The sequence below is a fragment of the uncultured Stenotrophomonas sp. genome, from assembly GCF_963519125.1.
GTDB lineage: Bacteria > Pseudomonadota > Gammaproteobacteria > Xanthomonadales > Xanthomonadaceae > Stenotrophomonas.
Map to the genome: position 1 here is coordinate 17,637 of NZ_CAUQLJ010000029.1, position 18,292 is coordinate 35,928.

General features: G+C 66.8%; 12 protein-coding genes and 3 tRNA genes. 7 read left to right on the top strand and 8 right to left on the bottom strand.

Features of this window, described 5'->3' with window-relative positions:
• Positions 1-186 precede the first annotated feature (186 nt).
• The 3 genes from RYM47_RS17860 to RYM47_RS17870 are packed head-to-tail and all read left to right on the top strand — an operon-like array spanning position 187 to position 4,825.
• Positions 187-1,425 carry an efflux RND transporter periplasmic adaptor subunit gene (locus RYM47_RS17860; protein ID WP_315389690.1) on the top strand — a complete coding sequence of 413 codons (1,239 nt, stop codon included), beginning with the start codon at positions 187-189 and terminating at the stop codon, positions 1,423-1,425.
• On the top strand, positions 1,422-3,392 hold the full coding sequence (locus tag RYM47_RS17865; protein WP_315389692.1) for a MacB family efflux pump subunit: 1,971 nt from the start codon (positions 1,422-1,424) through the stop codon (positions 3,390-3,392). Before RYM47_RS17860 ends, RYM47_RS17865 begins: the two co-directional genes overlap by 4 nt.
• Entirely contained in the window at positions 3,389-4,825 is a 1,437-nt protein-coding gene (locus RYM47_RS17870; RefSeq protein ID WP_315389694.1) for a TolC family protein, read from the top strand. The genes RYM47_RS17865 and RYM47_RS17870 overlap by 4 nt, the downstream gene beginning before the upstream one ends.
• A 79-nt stretch (positions 4,826-4,904) precedes the next feature.
• Here RYM47_RS17870 and rlmB read toward each other — a convergent pair whose 3' ends face one another.
• The 3 genes from rlmB to rnr form a co-directional block, all read right to left on the bottom strand.
• Complete coding sequence (rlmB, locus tag RYM47_RS17875) at positions 4,905-5,648, bottom strand: 23S rRNA (guanosine(2251)-2'-O)-methyltransferase RlmB (protein WP_315389695.1); 744 nt, start codon at positions 5,646-5,648, stop codon at positions 4,905-4,907.
• Between the two features lie 64 nt (positions 5,649-5,712).
• Complete coding sequence (locus RYM47_RS17880) at positions 5,713-6,186, bottom strand: GFA family protein (protein ID WP_315389696.1); 474 nt, start codon at positions 6,184-6,186, stop codon at positions 5,713-5,715.
• Positions 6,187-6,250: 64 nt separating this feature from the next.
• The gene (gene rnr, locus RYM47_RS17885) at positions 6,251-8,722 is read right to left on the bottom strand and encodes a ribonuclease R (protein WP_315389698.1); all 2,472 of its coding nucleotides are present in this window, start codon (positions 8,720-8,722) and stop codon (positions 6,251-6,253) included.
• A gap of 128 nt (positions 8,723-8,850) precedes the next feature.
• Here rnr and RYM47_RS17890 point away from each other — a divergent pair.
• Positions 8,851-8,937 (top strand) — tRNA-Leu (locus RYM47_RS17890).
• 44 nt (positions 8,938-8,981) lie between these two features.
• Here the strand turns inward: RYM47_RS17890 and RYM47_RS17895 are convergent.
• On the bottom strand, positions 8,982-9,668 hold the full coding sequence (locus RYM47_RS17895; protein WP_315389700.1) for a glutathione S-transferase family protein: 687 nt from the start codon (positions 9,666-9,668) through the stop codon (positions 8,982-8,984).
• A gap of 99 nt (positions 9,669-9,767) precedes the next feature.
• On the opposite strand from RYM47_RS17895, the gene RYM47_RS17900 reads away from it, so the two are divergent.
• Positions 9,768-9,854: transfer RNA gene (locus RYM47_RS17900), tRNA-Leu, on the top strand.
• Positions 9,855-9,985: 131 nt separating this feature from the next.
• Positions 9,986-10,072: transfer RNA gene (locus RYM47_RS17905), tRNA-Leu, on the top strand.
• 877 nt (positions 10,073-10,949) lie between these two features.
• Here RYM47_RS17905 and emrB read toward each other — a convergent pair.
• Genes emrB through RYM47_RS17925 form a run of 4 tightly spaced genes read right to left on the bottom strand, consistent with a single transcriptional unit; the run spans position 10,950 to position 15,669 of the window.
• Positions 10,950-12,536 (bottom strand): multidrug efflux MFS transporter permease subunit EmrB, encoded by a 1,587-nt coding sequence (gene emrB, locus RYM47_RS17910; RefSeq protein WP_315389702.1) that lies wholly within the window; start codon positions 12,534-12,536, stop codon positions 10,950-10,952.
• A 7-nt stretch (positions 12,537-12,543) separates the two neighbouring features.
• Positions 12,544-13,728 (bottom strand): multidrug efflux MFS transporter periplasmic adaptor subunit EmrA, encoded by a 1,185-nt coding sequence (emrA, locus tag RYM47_RS17915; RefSeq protein WP_315389704.1) that lies wholly within the window; start codon positions 13,726-13,728, stop codon positions 12,544-12,546.
• 10 nt (positions 13,729-13,738) lie between these two features.
• On the bottom strand, positions 13,739-15,232 hold the full coding sequence (locus tag RYM47_RS17920; protein WP_315389706.1) for an efflux transporter outer membrane subunit: 1,494 nt from the start codon (positions 15,230-15,232) through the stop codon (positions 13,739-13,741).
• Positions 15,229-15,669 (bottom strand): MarR family transcriptional regulator, encoded by a 441-nt coding sequence (locus tag RYM47_RS17925; protein WP_315389713.1) that lies wholly within the window; start codon positions 15,667-15,669, stop codon positions 15,229-15,231. The genes RYM47_RS17920 and RYM47_RS17925 overlap by 4 nt, the downstream gene beginning before the upstream one ends.
• 206 nt (positions 15,670-15,875) lie before the next feature.
• Here RYM47_RS17925 and parC point away from each other — a divergent pair, with 206 nt between their 5' ends.
• Entirely contained in the window at positions 15,876-18,119 is a 2,244-nt protein-coding gene (gene parC / locus RYM47_RS17930) for a DNA topoisomerase IV subunit A (RefSeq protein WP_315389708.1), read from the top strand.
• Positions 18,120-18,292: the final 173 nt, after the last annotated feature.

Here is an 18,292-nt window from a genome sequence, read left to right on the forward strand (position 1 = left end):
CTGTCGGGAGCTGAACCGCATCCTCTGGTTTGCGTACGCATGTTTCAGGCACCGCGCCTGATACATGCCGACACGTGGAAGCGTGCCGCTGTTACCCGGTGTTACATGGCGAGCGTTGAGGCGCCCGTCCACGCTCTTCACAATGCTGACAACGCCGCATGCCGGCCTGTTGAGTTGATCATCATCGTGAAGCCCCGACTGCCTGTCACCCGCCGCGGCCGCGTGCTGCTTGTCACCGCACTGGCCGTGCTGGTCTGCGGCATTGTCGCATGGACCCTGCGCAAGCCGAGCGCGCCGACCCTGGCCACCAGCCCGGTCACCCGTGGCGACCTGGAACAGACGGTGGAAGCCACCGGCGTGATCGATGCCTACAAGCTGGTCAGCGTCGGTGCGCAGGCCTCCGGCCAGATCAAATCGCTGAAGGTCCAGCTGGGCGATACCGTCAACGAAGGCGACCTGATCGCCGAAATCGATGCCACCACCCAGCGCAACGCGGTGCTCAATGCGCAGGCCTCGCTGGACCAGGTCACCGCCCAGCGCGCGGTGCAGCAGGCGACCCTGCGCCAGGCCGAGCTCGAGTTCGCCCGGCAGAAGGAGATGCTGGCCGCCGAAGCGACCTCGCGTGCCGAGTTCGATACCGCCGAGGCCCAGCTCAAAACCGCACGCGCCCAGGTCAAGGCGTATGACGCGCAGATCCAGGGTCGCCAGACCGAGCTGGGCACGGCCAACGCCAACCTGGCCTACACCCGCATCACCGCGCCGATGGACGGCACCGTGGTCGCGGTGGTGGCCGAAGAAGGCCGCACCGTCAACGCCAACCAGACTGCACCGACCATCGTGATGCTGGCGCGGCTGGACCTGGTGACGGTCAATGCCGAGGTGAGCGAAGCCGACGTGGTCAAGATCAAGGCCGGCATGCCGGTGTACTTCACCACCCTGGGCGACCCGGAACGCAAGTACCACGCCACGCTGCGCCAGATCAATCCGGCCCCGTCCTCGATCGCCAGCGACAGCTCGAGCAGTTCCAGTTCGTCCAGCTCCAGCGCCAGTTCGGCGGTGTACTACAACGCGCTGTTCGACGTGGAGAATCCGGACGGCACCCTGCGCATCGACATGACCGCGCAGGTCTCGGTACTGCTCAAGCAGGCCAAGGACGTGCTGACCATTCCGTCGGTGGCGCTGGGTCCCAAGACCCGCGACGGCCAGTACATGGTGCGCGTGGCCGATGCCGATGGCATGCCGCAGCCGCGCAAAGTGAAGATCGGCATCAACACCGGTTCCAGCGCCGAAGTGACCTCGGGCCTGAAGGAAGGCGAAAAGGTCGTGGTGGGCGAAGGCAGCGCTACGCCGTCTGCCAGCAGCGGCAACCGTGGCGGCGGGCAGATGCGCATGGGCGGCCCGGGCATGGGCGGGCCGCGCCGATGAAAACCGCCCCGACAGGCACGCCGCTGCTGCGGCTGCGCGACCTGCGCCGCGAGTTCCCGGCCGGCGAGGACACCATCGCCGTGCTGCGCGACGTCAACCTGGACATCGCCGCCGGTGAAATGGTGGCCATCGTCGGCCAGTCCGGCTCGGGCAAGTCGACCCTGATGAACATCCTGGGCTGCCTGGACCGCCCGACCCGGGGCAGCTATCAGGTGGCCGGCCGCGAAACCGGCAGCATGCTGCCGGACGAGCTGGCCGAACTGCGCCGCGAACATTTCGGTTTCATCTTCCAGCGCTACCACCTGCTGGGCGACCTGGATGCGCGTGGCAACGTGGAAGTGCCGGCGGTGTATGCCGGCAGCCCCGGCCCGGTGCGCAACGCGCGTGCCGAGCAACTGCTGCAGCGGCTGGGCCTGAGCGACCGCATGCATCACAAGCCGGGCCAGCTGTCCGGTGGCCAGCAGCAACGCGTGTCGATCGCACGTGCCCTGATGAACGGCGGCGAGGTGATCCTGGCCGACGAACCGACCGGCGCGCTCGACACGAAATCCGGCGAAGAAGTGATGGCGATCCTCGGCGAGCTGCACGCCGAAGGCCACACCATCATCATCGTCACCCACGACATGAGCGTGGCCCAGCACGCACAGCGCATCATCGAGATCCGCGACGGCGAGATCATCGCCGACCGCGCCAATCCGGATGCGCCGAGCTACCGCGCGCAGCGCGAGGCCAGTACCGGCGTCGCCCACGGCAACAGCTGGCGGGCGGCCCGCGACCGCTTCACCGAAGCGTTCCGCATGGCCCTGCTGGCGATGAACGCGCATCGGCTGCGCACCTTCCTGACCATGCTCGGCATCATCATCGGCATCGCTTCGGTGGTCTCGGTGGTGGCGATGGGCAACGGGTCGCAGCAGCAGATCCTGCAGAACATCAGCGCGCTGGGCACCAACACCATCGATGTGTATCCCGGGCGAGGCTTCGGCGACATGCGCTCGGCGCGCGTGCAGACGCTCAAGGCCAGCGATGCCGACGCACTGGCGCGGCAGAGCTACATCGACAGCGTCACCCCGAGCGTGTCCTCCTCGGTCACTGCGCGTTACCGCAACCAGTCGGCCACCGCGCAGGTCAGCGGCGTGGGCGAGCAGTTCTTCCGGGTCAAGGGCGTGACCCTGAGCGCGGGCAGCTTCTTCGATGCGGATGCGGTGAAGGGGCTGGCCCAGGTGGCGGTGATCGATGAGAACACCCGCAGCCAGTTCTTCCCCGACGGCGCCGACCCCGTGGGCCAGGTGATCCTGCTCGGCAACGTGCCGGTACGGGTGATCGGCGTGGCCCAGCGCCAGAGCATGGGCTTTGGCAGCAGCACCAGCCTGTCGGTCTGGGTGCCGTACACCACCGTGATGTCGCGCATGCTCGGCCAGAACTACGTGTCGAGCATCACCGTGCGGGTGGACGATGCCACGCCGATGGATGCGGCGCAGGCGGCCATTTCCAAGCTCCTGATCATGCGCCACGGCACGGAGGACTTCTTCCTCAGCAACAGTGCCGAGATCCGCGAGACCATCGAACAGACCACGCGCACCATGACCCTGCTGATCAGCGCGATCGCGGCGATCGCGCTGCTGGTCGGCGGCATCGGGGTGATGAACATCATGCTGGTGTCGGTGACCGAGCGTACCCGCGAGATCGGCGTGCGCATGGCGGTGGGCGCGCGACAGAGCGACATCCGCCAGCAGTTCCTGATCGAAGCGGTGCTGGTGTGCCTGCTCGGCGGCCTGCTCGGTGTGGGCCTGTCGCTGGTGGTGGGCTGGGTGTTCGACACCTTCGCCCCCGATTTCAAGATGCTGTTCTCCACCGCTTCGATCGTGGCCGCGTTCGCGTGTTCCAGCCTGATCGGCGTGGCGTTCGGCTTCCTTCCGGCACGCAATGCGGCCCAACTCGATCCCGTGGAGGCGCTGGCGCGCGAATGAAGATGGCAATCCTGTTCAAGTCTGTTCCTGCCCTGCGCCCGCTGGCGCTGGCCTGCACCACTGCCGTGCTGCTGTCGGCCTGTGTCAGCACCGGGCAGTACAAGGTGGACGCACCCAGCGTGCCGGCCGTCTATGGTCGAGGCGATGCACGGCTCAACGCACCGGCCACGGTGTCGAACCCAGCGCCGACGCTGCAGGCCGACGTGCGCGACGACGCATGGTGGACCGGCTTCGGCGACCCGCGCCTGGACCGGGTGATCGCCCGGGCGCTGCAGGCCAACACCGACCTGGCCTCGGCGGGTCTGGCGGTGCAGCGTGCGCGCCTGCAGGCGGGTTTGAGCGAGAACGCGTTGTGGCCACAGCCTTCGGGCAGCGTCAGCAGCAATGGCAACCGCGCCATCGACCAGGGTGCGGACTGGAACCGCAGCAGTTCGGCGGGCGTTTCGCTGCAGTGGGAGATCGACCTGTGGGGGCGCCTGCGCGCGCAGCGCGACATCGCCCAGTGGGAAGCCCAGGCCAGCGAGGAAGACTTGCAGAACACGGCGCTGCTGGTGATCGGCGACGTGGCCACCCAGTACTGGACCCTGGCCTACCTCAACCAGTCGATCACTGCTGGCCAGGCGAATCTGGAGCGGTTGCAGCGCACCCAGGAACTGGTCCAGGCGCGCTTCGACGCGGGTGCGGTGTCGCGGCTGGAAGTGCGCCAGGCGACCCAGCAGCTGGAAGCGCAGCGGGCGGCGCAGAGCGCGCTGGAGCAGCAGCGCGTGGCCAGCCGCAACGCGCTGACCGTGCTGCTGGATGGCCAGCCGTGGCCGCAGGCCGACGAACCGCAGGTGCTGGACATCGCGGCCACGCCGGTGATCGCCGAAGGCCTGCCGGCCGACCTGCTCGGCCGTCGCCCGGATCTGCGCGCGGCAGAACTGCGCCTGCGCAACAGCCTGAAGAACATCAAGGTCACTGCGACCAGTTACTACCCCGCGTTGAGCCTGACCGGCGGCTTGAGCACGGGCGCGACCACCTTGTCGGACGTGTTGAAGAACCCGGTGGCGTCACTGGGCGCGGGCTTGTCGCTGCCGTTCCTGAATATCCGCCAGGCGCAGCTGGATACGAAGATCGCCGGGACCGATTACCAGATCGCAGCGAATACGTTCCGGCGCACGCTGTATACGGCGCTTTCGGAGGTCGACAACGCGTTGTCCGCGCGCACCCAGTTCGCCACGCAGGTGGCGGCCTCGCAGGCGTCGTATGACGAAGCGGTGGAGATCGAGCGGATGTACGAAGTGCGTTACCGGGTTGGCGCAACGGATCTGCGCACCTGGCTGGAAGCGCAGCAGACGCGTCGCGACGCGGAATTGTCGCTGGCGTCGGTGAAGCAGAAGCTGCTGGTGAACGATGTGACGTTGTTCAAGGCGTTGGGCGGGAGCGCGGGGTGACCCCCGCGCGCGGGCGGTTGCACCGCCCGAATGCCATCCGACCAAGGGTCGGCTGCTACGGCCTGTTTGAAGCGCCGCGTCAGCTGCGCTGACGCACCGCTTCAAACAGGCTTACACCTGCAGCCACCGAGACATTCAAACTCTCGATATCCCCCGGCATCGGAATCTTCACCAACCCGTCGCAGTTCTCACGGGTCAGGCGGCGCATGCCGTCGGCTTCGCCGCCCAGCACCAGCGCGACGTTGCCCTTCAGGTCGATCGAATACAGCGAGGTGGTGGCCTCACCGGCCAGCCCGTAGATCCACACGCCCTGCTTCTGCAGGTCCTTCAGGCAGCGCGACAGGTTGGTCACCGCCACCACCGGAATGCGGTCGGCGGCGCCCGCCGAGGTCTTGCGCACGGTGGCATTCACCGTGGCCGACTTGTCCTTGGGAATGATCACCGCGGTGGCCCCTGCGGCGGCGGCGCTGCGCAGGCAGGCGCCCAGGTTGTGCGGGTCCTGCACTTCGTCGAGCACCAGCAGCAGCGCCTTGCCTTCGGCGGCGGTGACCAGCCCTTCCAGCTCGTTCTCGCTGTAGGTGCGGGCCGCCTGGTAGCGTGCCGCCACGCCCTGGTGACGCACCGAGCCGCCCACGCCGTCCAGCGCCTGGGTGTTGACCTTGCGCACGTCGATGCCCTTGCGGCGGGCATTCTCTTCGATTTCGGTCAGCCGCGGGTTCTTCGCGCTGGCCTCGATGAGGACTTCGCGGACGTTATCGGCATCGTTCTCGATCGAGGAGGCGACGGCGTTGACGCCGACGATCCACTGGCTTTGCTTGCTCATTGCGGGGGCGGGACCGGTACAGGGGGTGGTAATGGTAGAGCATCGGGAGGCCGGGCGCCCGGGGTCACCGGGGCGGCCAGCGCTCGGTGTCGCGGTCTGGATGTTGGTGGGAGACCAGGCTGCGCAGGCGTTCGGCGTCCGGGTCGTCCTCCTGCAGGATCACCGCCAGGCCCCCCAGCTGGTCCACGAACGGCAGCTTGGACTCGGTGCCGTACTGGACGGTGGGCGGCAGCCGGCTGGGGTCGTCGAAGGCCCCCGCCGCAACGGCCATGCCGTCGTCGCCTTCATAGGTCAGCGGGGTCCCGCAGTCGGCGCAGAAGCCCCGGCGGAAATGATTGGACGACTGGAACCGGCGGGGTTCGCCGCGGGTCCACTGGAAATCTGCGCCGCGCACCGAAACCAGCGGCGCGTAGTAGGCGCCGAAGGCCTTCTGGCACATCCGGCAATGGCAGATCGAGCGGTCAGGCAGCGCGCCACGGACGTGGAAGCGGATCGCTCCACACTGGCAGCCGCCGGAGAATTCGGGAACCGGGTTCATGGCGAACATTCCTCGAACGTGTGCGATGGGCGGGGCCGGCCCGTGGCCGACCCCGCCAGGGGCATCAGTACTTCTGTTTCTGGCGTTTGGCCGGCTGCCCGCGCGGCGGCAGGGTCGGCTCCTGCTCTTCCTTGTCCTCGACCAGGCGGAAATCGATCTTGCGCTCTTCCATGCTGGCCTTGAGCACCAGGATCCGCACGCGGTCGCCCAGGCGGTAGCTCTTGCCACGGCGCTCGCCGCTCAGCGTCTTGCGGGTGGCGTCGAACTGGTAATAGTCGTGCGGCAGCTGGGTAACGTGAACCAGGCCATTGACCTTGGACTCGTCCAGCTCGACGAACAGGCCGAAGCTGGTCACGCCACTGATCACGCCGTCGAACTCGCCGCCAACGTGCTTTTCCATCCAGGCGGCGCGGTAGCGTTCGTCCACTTCGCGCTCGGCCTCGTCGGCACGGCGCTCGCGTTCGGAGCACTGCAGCGCCAGCGCGGCCATTTCACGCTGGGAATAGCTGAACTTCTCCACCGGCTTGCCACTCAGCGCATGCTTGATCGCACGGTGCACCAGCAGGTCAGGGTAACGACGGATCGGCGAGGTGAAGTGGGCGTATGCGTCCAGCGCCAGGCCGAAGTGGCCCTGGTTGTCCGGCGAGTACACCGCCAGGCTCTGGCTGCGCAGCAGCACCGACTCCAGCAGCGCGGCGTCGGGACGCTCGCGCACCTTCTTGAGCAGCTTGGTGTAGTCGCTGGGCTGCACCTTGGACCACGCCGGCAGGCTCAGCTTGAATTCCTTCAGGAACTCCAGCAGGTCCTCGAACTTGGCTTCCGGCGGCTTGGCATGGTCGCGGAACGGCGCCGGCATGTGCTTGCTCAGCAGGTAACGTGCAGCCTGCACGTTGGCCGCGATCATGCACTCTTCGATCAGCTTGTGCGCGTCGTTGCGCACCATCATGCCGGCCTGGGTGACTTCGCCGGTGTTGTCGAGCACGAAGCGCACTTCGGACGATTCGAATTCGATCGCGCCACGCTTGGTGCGGGCCTTGGCCAGTACCTTGTACAGCTGGTGCAGGCGCTCGACCTGGGGCAGCACGGCTTCGATCTGCTTGCGCACGGCCGGGTCGTTCTCGCCCACCGCCTGCCAGACCTGGTTGTAGGTCAGGCGCGCATGCGAATTCATCACCGCTTCGTAGAAGCGCGCGTGCGCCACTTCGCCGTCGCGCCCGACCTGCATGTCGCAGACGAAGCACATGCGGTCGACCTTGGGCATCAGCGAGCAGATGCCGTTGGACAGGGTCTCGGGCAGCATCGGCACCACGAAGCCCGGGAAGTACACCGAGGTGGCGCGCTTCTGTGCTTCGTCGTCGAGCGGGGTGCCGGGGCGGACGTAGTTGGAGACGTCGGCGATGGCCACCACCAGGCGGAAGCCTTCGGCGTTGGGTTCGCAGTACACCGCGTCGTCGAAGTCCTTGGCATCTTCGCCGTCGATGGTGACCAGCGGCGTGCTGCGCAGGTCGACGCGGTTGCCGATCATCTGCGGCTCGACCTGCATCGGCACGGCTGCCGCTTCGTCGAGCACGGCCTGCGGGAATTCGAACGGCAGCTCATGGCCGTGGATCGCGGTTTCGACGATCAGCGAGGCGGTGAGCTTGTCGCCGAGCACGGCGATGATGCGGCCGATCGGCGGGCGCCGGGTATCCGGCGGCTGGGTGATTTCGCACACCACCAGCTGGCCGTCACGGGCGTCGCCGGTCTGGTCGGGCGGGATCTGCACGTTGCGCTGGATGCGCTTGTCGTCGGGCACCACGTAGTTGATGCCGAACTCGACGCTGAAGCGGCCGATCATGCGGGTCATGCCGCGCTCGAGCACGCGCGCGATGCTGCCTTCGCGGCGGCCGCGGCGGTCGATGCCGGTGACGTTGGCGAGCACGCGGTCGCCGTGCATGACCTTGCGCATTTCATACGGGGCCAGGAACAGGTCGTCGCCGCCTTCGACCGGGCGCAGGAAGCCGAACCCTTCGGGGTTGGCGATGACCACGCCGGTGATCAGGTTGGTGGCCTGGACCGGAGCGAAGCCGCCGCGGCGGTTCTGCACCAGCTGGCCGTCGCGGACCATGGCGCCCAGGCGTTTGCCCAAGGCATCGGCACGGTCGGGTTCGGTCAGGCCGAGCTGGACGGCCACCTCTTCATGCGTCTGCGGGCCGTCGCAGCGGTCGAGCAGCTGCAGGATGGCTTCGCGGCTGGCGATGGGCTGGGCGTAGCGTTCAGCTTCGCGGGCCGCATACGGGTCTTCTACCGGGGTCCCGGCAGGCATCGGATGCGGATTGCGACGGGTCGGGACCGGTGCGCCGTGGTCCGGCCGGGGGCCGCTGCGCTTGCCGCCACGGGGCGGCGCGGGGGTGTTCATGGACTCGGGCATCCAGGGCGGCAGCTTCTTGCCAGACTTGGCAGCAGCAGCGCGGGGCTTGCCCGACGGACCGGCAGCCTGCTTGGGCGCCGGAGACTTGGGGGCTTTCGCGCCCCGGGTCGGTTTCTTTGTTTTCATCGACCCCCATGGTACCGCGTGGCGGTGTGCAGAATGGGTCATTGCCGACCCCCATGCAGGATTGTGAAGAAATTTAACAAAAGCGTTGACAAGCCCTGCGGACATGCCCAGAATTCACCCCCTGAGTCGCCCAGGTGGCGGAATTGGTAGACGCACTAGCTTCAGGTGCTAGCGGGGGCAACTTCGTGGAGGTTCGAGTCCTCTCCTGGGCACCACGACTCGGTAAATGATCAAACCCGCGAAAGCGGGTTTTTTCGTTTCAGGCGTCCGGCACGTAGAACCGCGACGCCAACCCCGCCCTGCCGGGGAAATACTTGAACCAGGGCCGAGCCGCGTCAACAACCGCCGCCACCGATGGGTGCGCCATCAGGCGTTCGAAGTAGGCAAGCAGATGCCATTCGGTGTCCGGCACCGGTACATAGGCGATGGCGTAAAACAGCGCAGGCGAAGCGGCGCAGTCGGCCATGCTGAAGTCTTCGCCGGCCAACCAGGTGCGGCCTTCGAGCTGGCGGTTGAGCGCGGCGTAGCTTCTGAGCAGCAGCGCGCGGGCGGATGCGGCGTTTTCTTCGCTGCGTCGTTCTTCCGGCTTGAGCAGCTCGGCGGTCAGCGCCTGCATCGGGGTCATCAGGTAGAAGTCGCAGAAGCGGTCCCAGAAGCGGACGGCGAGCGCGGCGTCGGGGTCGAGTGGAATCAGGCGCGCGCCGTCGGCAGCATGGTGCTGCTGCAGGTACTCGATGATGATGCTGGTCTCCGCCACTGCCCTGCCCTGGTCGACCAGCAGGGGCATCTTGCCGGCAGGAGACTGGGCATCGAGCGCTTCTCGCTGGGCGGGGTCGCCGAGGTTGAGCAGCTGCTGGTCGAGGGCAACGCCAAGCGCATGGGCGGCGATCACCACCTTCTGGCAGCACGACGAAAGTGGGTGGGCGTGCAGGATCGGCAATGCCATGGAACCTCCAGACCATCGGTATCGGCCGAGTATGCCTATCGCGGCATCAGAATGCGTTGACAGACCTTGGGGCGATCCGCATAATTCGCCCCCTGAGTCGCCCAGGTGGCGGAATTGGTAGACGCACTAGCTTCAGGTGCTAGCGGGGGCAACTTCGTGGAGGTTCGAGTCCTCTCCTGGGCACCACGACTCGGTAAATGATCAAACCCGCGAAAGCGGGTTTTTTCGTTTCTGCATCACGCCAGTCGAGAACGATTTTTTCTGCGACATGCTGTTGACACATTCGCGGTTCTCCCGCAGAATTCCCCTCCTGAGTCGCCCAGGTGGCGGAATTGGTAGACGCACTAGCTTCAGGTGCTAGCGGGGGCAACTTCGTGGAGGTTCGAGTCCTCTCCTGGGCACCACGACTCGGTAAATGATCAAACCCGCGAAAGCGGGTTTTTTCGTTTCCGGGGTTTGCCGATGACGGTGATCGATTTGCACCCCCTGCCCCGGATTGCACACCTTCCGTAGAGCTGGGCTCTGCCCAGCTGCTGTTGGATTCGGGCGAACAGCCCGGGTCTGCGGGTTCCACTGGCTTGGGCCGTCGGGGGCAGGTCCGCGGGGGACGCCGTGAATCGCCCTCCGGGCCCCGGCCCAATCGCCAGCGATTGGGCGTTCAGTCGCACGCGAGGCAGTGCCTCGCAAGCAGTGCGCCTTCACCCATGGAGGCTAAGTCGCCGCATCCATGCGGCTCATTCCCCCGCAAACCTACCCCCGCCGACCCTCCGATAGTGCGGCGGTGAGCATGGGACACGCGGGTGTCGGCCATTGGCCGACAAATCATTGCGTTCAAATTTTCATGCGTTACCGGACGTTGGTTTGTTCACGGCGGTTGTTTGGGAACCAACCCTACCGCCCGGAACGAACCAGGCGCGTAGTGACACGCCATGCGTGTCCACCGTAGACCAACCCACGCGCATCCGTGCCGACCACAGGTCGGCGCACCGGCTTTTCCCGTGGCCCGCGACACTCTATCGAAGGGTCGTCGGGGGTGGGTTGGTGGGGGAATGAGCCGCATGGATGCGGCGACTTAGCCCCCATGGATGGGTTTACGGCGTCCCCCACCAACCCACCCCCGACGGCCCAAACCAGAGAAACCTGCAGACCCGAGCTGTTCGCCTGAATCCAACAGCGAGCCGGGCAGAGCCCGGCTCTACGTAGGGTGTGCAATCCGAGCGGCGCGAACAAAGGAAAAGCCCCGCATCTCTGCGGGGCCTTTGAAGTTGCATCAGCGCGCGATCAGTGCCCGCCAGCGGACGCCGCACCGGCGCCTGCGCCGAACGGCGGCTTGGCCAGCCACAGGAAGGCGATGATCGCCAGGAACACCCAGCCCAACAGGAAGAAGATGTCGTTGAAGCCCATCTGCGATGCCTGGTGGTTGATCATGTTGTTCAATACCGCTGCACCATGTTGCAGGTCGCCCTGCCCCATCGCCGTCACCTGGTCCTGCATGCCCGGCTGATAGACCGAGATGTGCTCGGTCAGGTCAGCATGGTGCACCTGGGTGCGCCGCGCCCACAGCCACGTCGTCAGCGACGCCGCGAAACTGCCGCCCAGCGTACGCAGGAAGGTGGCCAGGCCGGAGCCCGCCGCGATCTCGCGCCCATCCAGGTCCGACAGCAGGATCTGCAGCACCGGCATGAAGAAAAGCGCGACGCCGATGCCCATGATCAGCTGCACGCCGGCCACGTGGGTGTAGTCCACCTGCAGGTTGAAGTTCGAACGCAGGAAACTGGTCATCGACAACACGATGAACGCCACCGTGGCCAGCATGCGCATATCGAAGCGCGATGCATACTTGCCCACGAACGGGGTCATGATCACCGGCAGGATGCCGATCGGCGCCGTCGCCAGGCCCGCCCAGATCGCGGTGTAGCCCATGTCACGCTGCAGCCACTGCGGAATCAGCAGGGCCACGCTGAAGAACGCCGCGTACGCCACCACCATCGCCAGCGTACCGGCGCGGAAGTTGCGATGCCGGAACAGCTTCAGGTCGACGATCGGATCCTTGTCGGTCAGTTCCCAGATCAGGAACACCGTCAGCGTGACCACGGCCACACACGCCAGCACCACGATCTTCATCGACGAGAACCAGTCCTCGTCATTGCCCAGGTCGAGCACCAGCTGCAGCGCGCCGACACCGATCACCAGGGTGACCAGGCCGACATAGTCCATCTTCGGCTTCTCGATGTGCTCCGGGCGCCCCTTCAGCTGGTTGCCCACCACCAGCGCGGCAAAGATGCCCAGCGGCACATTGATCAGGAAGATCCATTCCCAGCTGTAGTTGTCGGTGATCCAGCCACCGAGGATCGGGCCGCAGATCGGCGCCACCACGGTGATCATCGCCAGCAGTGCCAGCGCCTGCCCGCGTTTCTCGCGTGGATAGATCGAGACCAGCAGCGACTGCGTGATCGGGTACATCGGACCGGCCACGAAGCCCTGCAGCGCACGCGACAGCACCAGCATGCCCATGCTCTGCGCCAGGCCGCACAGCAGCGAGGTGATGACGAAGGCCAGCGTGGCCCAGACGAACAGCTTGCGTTCGCCGAAGCGGCGGCTGAGCCAGCCGGTCAGCGGCAGCGCGATGGCCGTGCTGACCGCGAACGAGGTGATGACCCAGGTGGCCTGCTGCGAACTGGCGCCAAGATTACCGGCGATGGTCGGCAGCGAGACGTTGGCGATGGTGGTATCGAGCACCTGCATGAACGACGCCATCGCCAGGCCCACGGTGCACAGGGCGACGCTGGGCGGCAGGAACCCGGAGGCCGCACCCGGCGCCGCCGGTGCGCCCGGAGCGCCGGGCGCGGCTGGAGCTTGTGCGGACATGGCGACCTCAGCCCACCTTTGCCTGCTGCTGCGGCAGGTTGCCCTGGATGATCGTGTGGATCACCTCGTCGGCATCATGCAGCTGCTTGGCATACACGTCGGTGTCGAACACCGTGCCCTTGGCCGGAGTGCTCGGCAGCACTTCGCCCTTCTGGTCACGCAGGCTCACTTCGGCCTTCATCGACAGGCCGATGCGCAGCGGGTGTTCGGCCAGCTGCTTGGCATCGATGGCGATGCGGACCGGCACGCGCTGCACGATCTTGATCCAGTTGCCGCTGGCGTTCTGCGCCGGCAGCAGCGAGAACGCCGAGCCGGTGCCCAGGCCCAGGCTCTGTATGCGACCCTTGTACTTCACGTCACCGGCGTACAGGTCCGACTTCAGCTCCACTTCCTGGCCCAGGCGCATGTGGCGCAGCTGGGTTTCCTTGAAGTTGGCTTCCACCCACATCTGTTCGGTCGGCACCACCGCCATCAGCGCAGCACCCGGCTGCACGCGCTGGCCGACCTGGACCGAACGACGCGCCACGTAACCACTGACCGGCGCCACGATGCCGGCACGTGCGTTGTTCAAGTATGCCTGGCGCAGCTGCGCCGCAGCGGCCTGCACGTCCGGCTGGGTCGCGATCACCGTGTCGTCGACCAGCGCATTGTTGCGCTCGAACGACTCGCGGGAACCGGCCACGGCCGCTTCCGCCGCCGCCAGCTCGTTGCGCGCATGCGCCAGCTCTTCATCGGAAATCGCACCGGTGGCGGCCAGGCCCTTTCGGCGTGCGAAATCTTCGCGCACGCGGTTCAGGGTGACCTGGCGCGCGCTCAGCTCAGCCTGTGCGCCCTCCACGCTGCGGTACAGACCACGGGTCTGGCGCACGGTCTTGGCCAGGTTGGCCCGGGCCTGCTGCAGCGCCACGTCGGTGTCGGCCGGGTCCAGCTGAACCAGCAGCTGGCCGCGCTCCACGCGCATGCCGTCGTCGGCGTTGATCGCCACCACCGTACCGGTGATCAGCGGGGTGATCTGGACCTGGTTGCCCTGCACGTACGCGTCGTCGGTTTCTTCGAACCAGCGGCCGAACATGAAGTACCACAGTGTCGCGGCGGCGATCAGCAGCACCACGATGGCCAGCAGGCCACGCAGCAGCTTGCCGCGACGGGAAGGAGCTGCCGGAGCGGCAGCGGGAGCGGATGTCTGGCTCATGGGAGGACTCTCAGGAATGCGTGGATTCGGGGGCGGTGGCGAGCGTGGCGGTGTCGCCGGACGGGGTGAACCCGCCGCCGAGTGCCTGGCTCAGCCGGACCGAAACAAGGATCTGACGCGACTGCAGCGCGGCCAGCTGCTGCTGCGACTGCAGCAGCTGCGCTTCCACGCTCAGCACGTCCAGGTAGCTGCCAACGCCGGCCTTGTAGCGCTGCTGCGCCAGGTCGTGGGCCGCGCGGGCGGTATCCACGGCCTGCGTCTGCGACGCGGCCTGCTCGGCCAGCGAGCGCACCGCATTGACCTGGTCGGCCACCTCGCGCAGCGCGTCGACCACCGACTGGTTGTAGTTGGCCACGGCCAGGTCGTACTGCGCGTCGGTCTTGTCCAGGTTGGCGCGCAGGCGGCCACCGTCGAAGATCGGCAGGCTCAACGCCGGCGCGATGAAGGCGAAGGTCGAACCGCTCTTGAGCAGCTGGTCGACCTCGCTGGCCACCACGCCACCGAGTGCGGTGAGGTTGAGACTCGGATAGAACTTGGCCTTGGACGCGTCGATCTCACGACCGGCCGCTTCCACCCGCCAGCGCGCCGCGACGATGTCCGGACGGCGCCCCAGCAGCTCGCTCGGCAGCACGCTGGGCAACTGCAGCGCAAGCGGATTCAACGGCTGCGGGCGGTCGATCTGAAGACCGCGGTCCGGGCCCTGCCCGACCAGCGCGGCGAGCGCGGTGCGCGCCTCGTCGATCTGCTGCTGCGCAGCCTGCAGCTGCTGCTGTGCGACCGGAATGCGGGCTTCGGCCTGGCGGGTCTGCAGGTCGCTGTCGATGCCCGCCGCGCGACGCTGGCGGACCAGGGTCAGGGTCTTCTGCGAACGGTCCAGTTCTTCGCCGGCCACGTCGTGCAGCTTCCAGGCGTAACCCAGCTGCGCATAGGCTTCGGCAATGCCGGCCGACAGGTTCAGGCGCGCGGCCTGCGCGTCCACCGCGGCAGCGTGGCCGCTGTCCACGGCCGCTTCCCAGGCGGCGCGCTTGCCGCCCCATAGATCCACGCCATAGCTGACGCTCAGGTAAGCCTGGCCGCTGCCGGCGTAGCTGCCGCCGAGCTCGTCACCGACCATTGATTCGGGCAGGCGCACGCCGGTGTAGCCACCGGACGCGTTGACGCTGGGCAGGCGGTCCGCATGCGCGGTGCCGATCTGCGCGCGGGCCTGGCGCAGGCGCGCGTCGGCCGCGTCCAGCCCCGGGTTGTGCTGCAGGCCTTCGGCGATCAGCGCGTCCAGCTGCGGGTCGTTCAGCGCCCGCCACCAGTCGGTGGCCGGCCAGGCGGCCGGGCTCAGCGGGTGGCCGGCCAGGGTGCGCTGGGCCTGCAGGCTGTCGGCGTCGAGCAGTGTGCCCTGCGGTTGCAGGCCGCCGGTGCTGGCACAGGCGGCCAGCGCCAGGGCAAGCACGGACAGCAGCAGCGGCCGCAGCGGGCGCAGCGATGAAGTGCGATCAGTAATAGGAGTCATGGCGTAGTGAGGGAGTCACGGACACGGGTCAACAGGGAAAGCAGCTGGGCACGCTCTTCGGTGGACAGGGCGCGCATGGCCTCGTCCATCACCGCGTCGCCGCGCCGCTGCAGCCGGGCCCACAGCTGGCGGCCTTCGTCGGTCAGTACGATCTGCAACGCACGCCGGTCCTGCGCATGCGGTTCGCGGCGCACGCAGCCCAGCGCTTCCAGCTTGTCCAACAACCGGGTCACGGCGCTGGGCACCTGGTCCAGGGCCTGGGCCAGCTCGTTGGCGGTACAGGGCGCGCGGAACGACAGCACCTTCAGGCCCAGGTAGTGGGTGAAGCCGATATCGAGGTTTTCCTCGGCCATGGACACGTCCAGCTGGCGCATCAGGCCATCGCGGACCTGGCGCAGCAGCAGTCCGAGACTGGGCGGATTGTCGGGGCAGATCATCATGGGCAGGCACTTTACTTCCGAAAAATATATTTCTCAATGGAAATATTCGATCTGGAAGCAAATGCAGTGTTGCCCCATTCAGAACACTGGCCGATACAGGGCAATTCCTTCACATGGCTTGGCATCCCCCGCCGCATCCGGATAATCGACGGCCTGCGAGGGCGACAGCCGTCGCCGTCCCTTGCCACAGGTACCAATCCCGCATGACCGATCTAGCCCGCCCCGCTTTCCACGGCTTTGAACAGCTGCCCCTGCGTGAATACGCTGAACGGGCGTACCTGGACTACTCGATGTACGTGGTGCTCGACCGTGCGCTGCCGTTCATCGGCGACGGCCTGAAGCCGGTGCAGCGCCGCATCATCTATTCCATGAGCGAGCTGGGGCTGAACGCCGCCTCGAAGCCGAAGAAGTCCGCCCGTACCGTCGGTGACGTGATCGGTAAGTACCATCCGCATGGCGACAGCGCCTGTTACGAGGCGCTGGTGCTGATGGCCCAGCCGTTCTCGTACAGGTACCCGCTGATCGAGGGCCAGGGCAACTTCGGTTCGACCGACGACCCGAAGTCGTTCGCGGCAATGCGCTACACCGAGTCCAAGCTGACCCCGATCGCCGAAGTGCTGCTGGGCGAGATCAACCAGGGCACGACCGACTGGACGCCGAACTTCGACGGCACGCTGGAAGAGCCGACCTGGATGCCGGCGCGCCTGCCGCACCTGCTGCTGAACGGCACCACGGGCATCGCGGTGGGCATGGCCACGGACGTGCCGCCGCACAACCTCAACGAGATTGTCAGCGCGCTGCTGCACCTGCTCGACGATCCGGACGCGAGCCTGGACGCGCTGCTGGAGCACGTGAAGGGCCCGGACTACCCGAGCGCGGCGGAGATCATCACGCCGGCCGCAGACCTGCGCACGATGTACGAGACCGGCTACGGCAGCGTGCGTGCGCGGTCGACCTTCCTGAAGGAAGGCACCAACATCGTGATCAACGCGCTGCCGTTCCAGGTATCGCCGTCGAAGGTCATCGAGCAGATCGCGGCGCAGATGCGCGCGAAGAAGCTGCCGTGGCTGGAAGACATCCGCGACGAGTCGGACCATGCGAACCCGGTACGGGTGGTGCTGGTGCCGCGCTCGAACCGTGTGGACGCGGAGCAGCTGATGGGCCATCTGTTCGCGACGACGGACCTGGAGCGCAGCTACCGGGTCAATCTCAATGTAATCGGGCTGGACGGGCGTCCGCAGGTGAAGAACCTGAAGGTGCTGTTGAGCGAGTGGCTGCAGTTCCGTGGGACCACGGTGACGCGCCGCCTGACCCATCGGCTGGAGAAGGTCGACCGTCGCCTGCACCTGTTGGAAGGCCTGCTGGTAGCGTTCCTCAACCTGGATGAAGTGATCCACATCATCCGCACCGAGGACGAGCCGAAGGCGGCGCTGATCGCGCGCTTCGGGCTGAGCGATGACCAGGCCGATTACATCCTGGAAACCAAGCTGAAGCAGCTGGCGCGCCTGGAAGAAATGAAGATCCGGGGCGAGCAGGACGAGCTGGCCAAGGAGCGCGAGAAGATCCAGTCGATCCTGGACAGCAAGGCGAAACTGCGCAAGCTGATCCGCGACGAGCTGACGGCGGATGCGAAGAAGTTCGGCGATGCGCGCCGTTCGCCGCTGGTGCAGCGTGGTGCGGCGCAGGCGATCGATGAGTCGGAGCTGGTGCCGAGCGAGCCGATGACGGTGGTGCTGTCGGAGAAGGGTTGGATCCGTGCGGCGAAGGGCCACGACATGGACCCGTCCACGCTGTCGTACCGGGAGGGCGATGCGCTGCTGGGGTCGGTGCGTTCGCGCAGCACGCAGCAGGTGGCGTTCCTGGACAGCGAGGGGCGTGCGTATTCGACGCTGGTGCATACCCTGCCCTCGGCACGCGGCAATGGCGAGCCGCTCACGGGCCGCTTCTCGCCGGCGGCGGGCAGTGCGTTCATGACGCTGGCAAGCGGCGAGAACGATACGCGCTTCGTGCTGGCGTCGACGCACGGCTACGGCTTCGTGACGCGCTTCGAGAACCTGACCGGCCGCAACAAGGCGGGCAAGGCGATGTTGAACCTGACGTCGGGTTCGAAGGTGCTGACGCCTGCGGTGGTGGCCAACCCGGCGGCCGACCGCATTGTGGCGGTGACCAGTTCGGGCAACCTGCTGGCGATCCCGGCCAGCGAGCTGCCGGAACTGGACAAGGGCAAGGGCAACAAGATCATCGACATTCCGAAGGCGAAGCTGGCCACCGAGCGGGTGGTGGCGGTGGTGGCGGTAGGCCCGGGCAACACGCTGCTGGTCCGCAGCGGCCAGCGCACCATGAACCTGTCGTACAAGGATCTGGAAACCTACATCGGCAGCCGCGCCACGCGCGGGCATCTGCTGCCGCGCGGTTGGCAGAAGGTGGATGGGTTGGCGGTGGAGTAACCACCAACGCAAACGCTTCATTTGTTCAAACGGCCGGGTCTTTCCCGGCCGTTCTGTTTTTGGGCGATCGCCCTTTTGAAGGCTGCCTTTCGTTTCCGCGCGAACGGCGGCGTTTCATTTCATACGTGCTGGGGCGGCCGCCGGGCAGCCCCGCTCCGAGACACGCCGTGAAC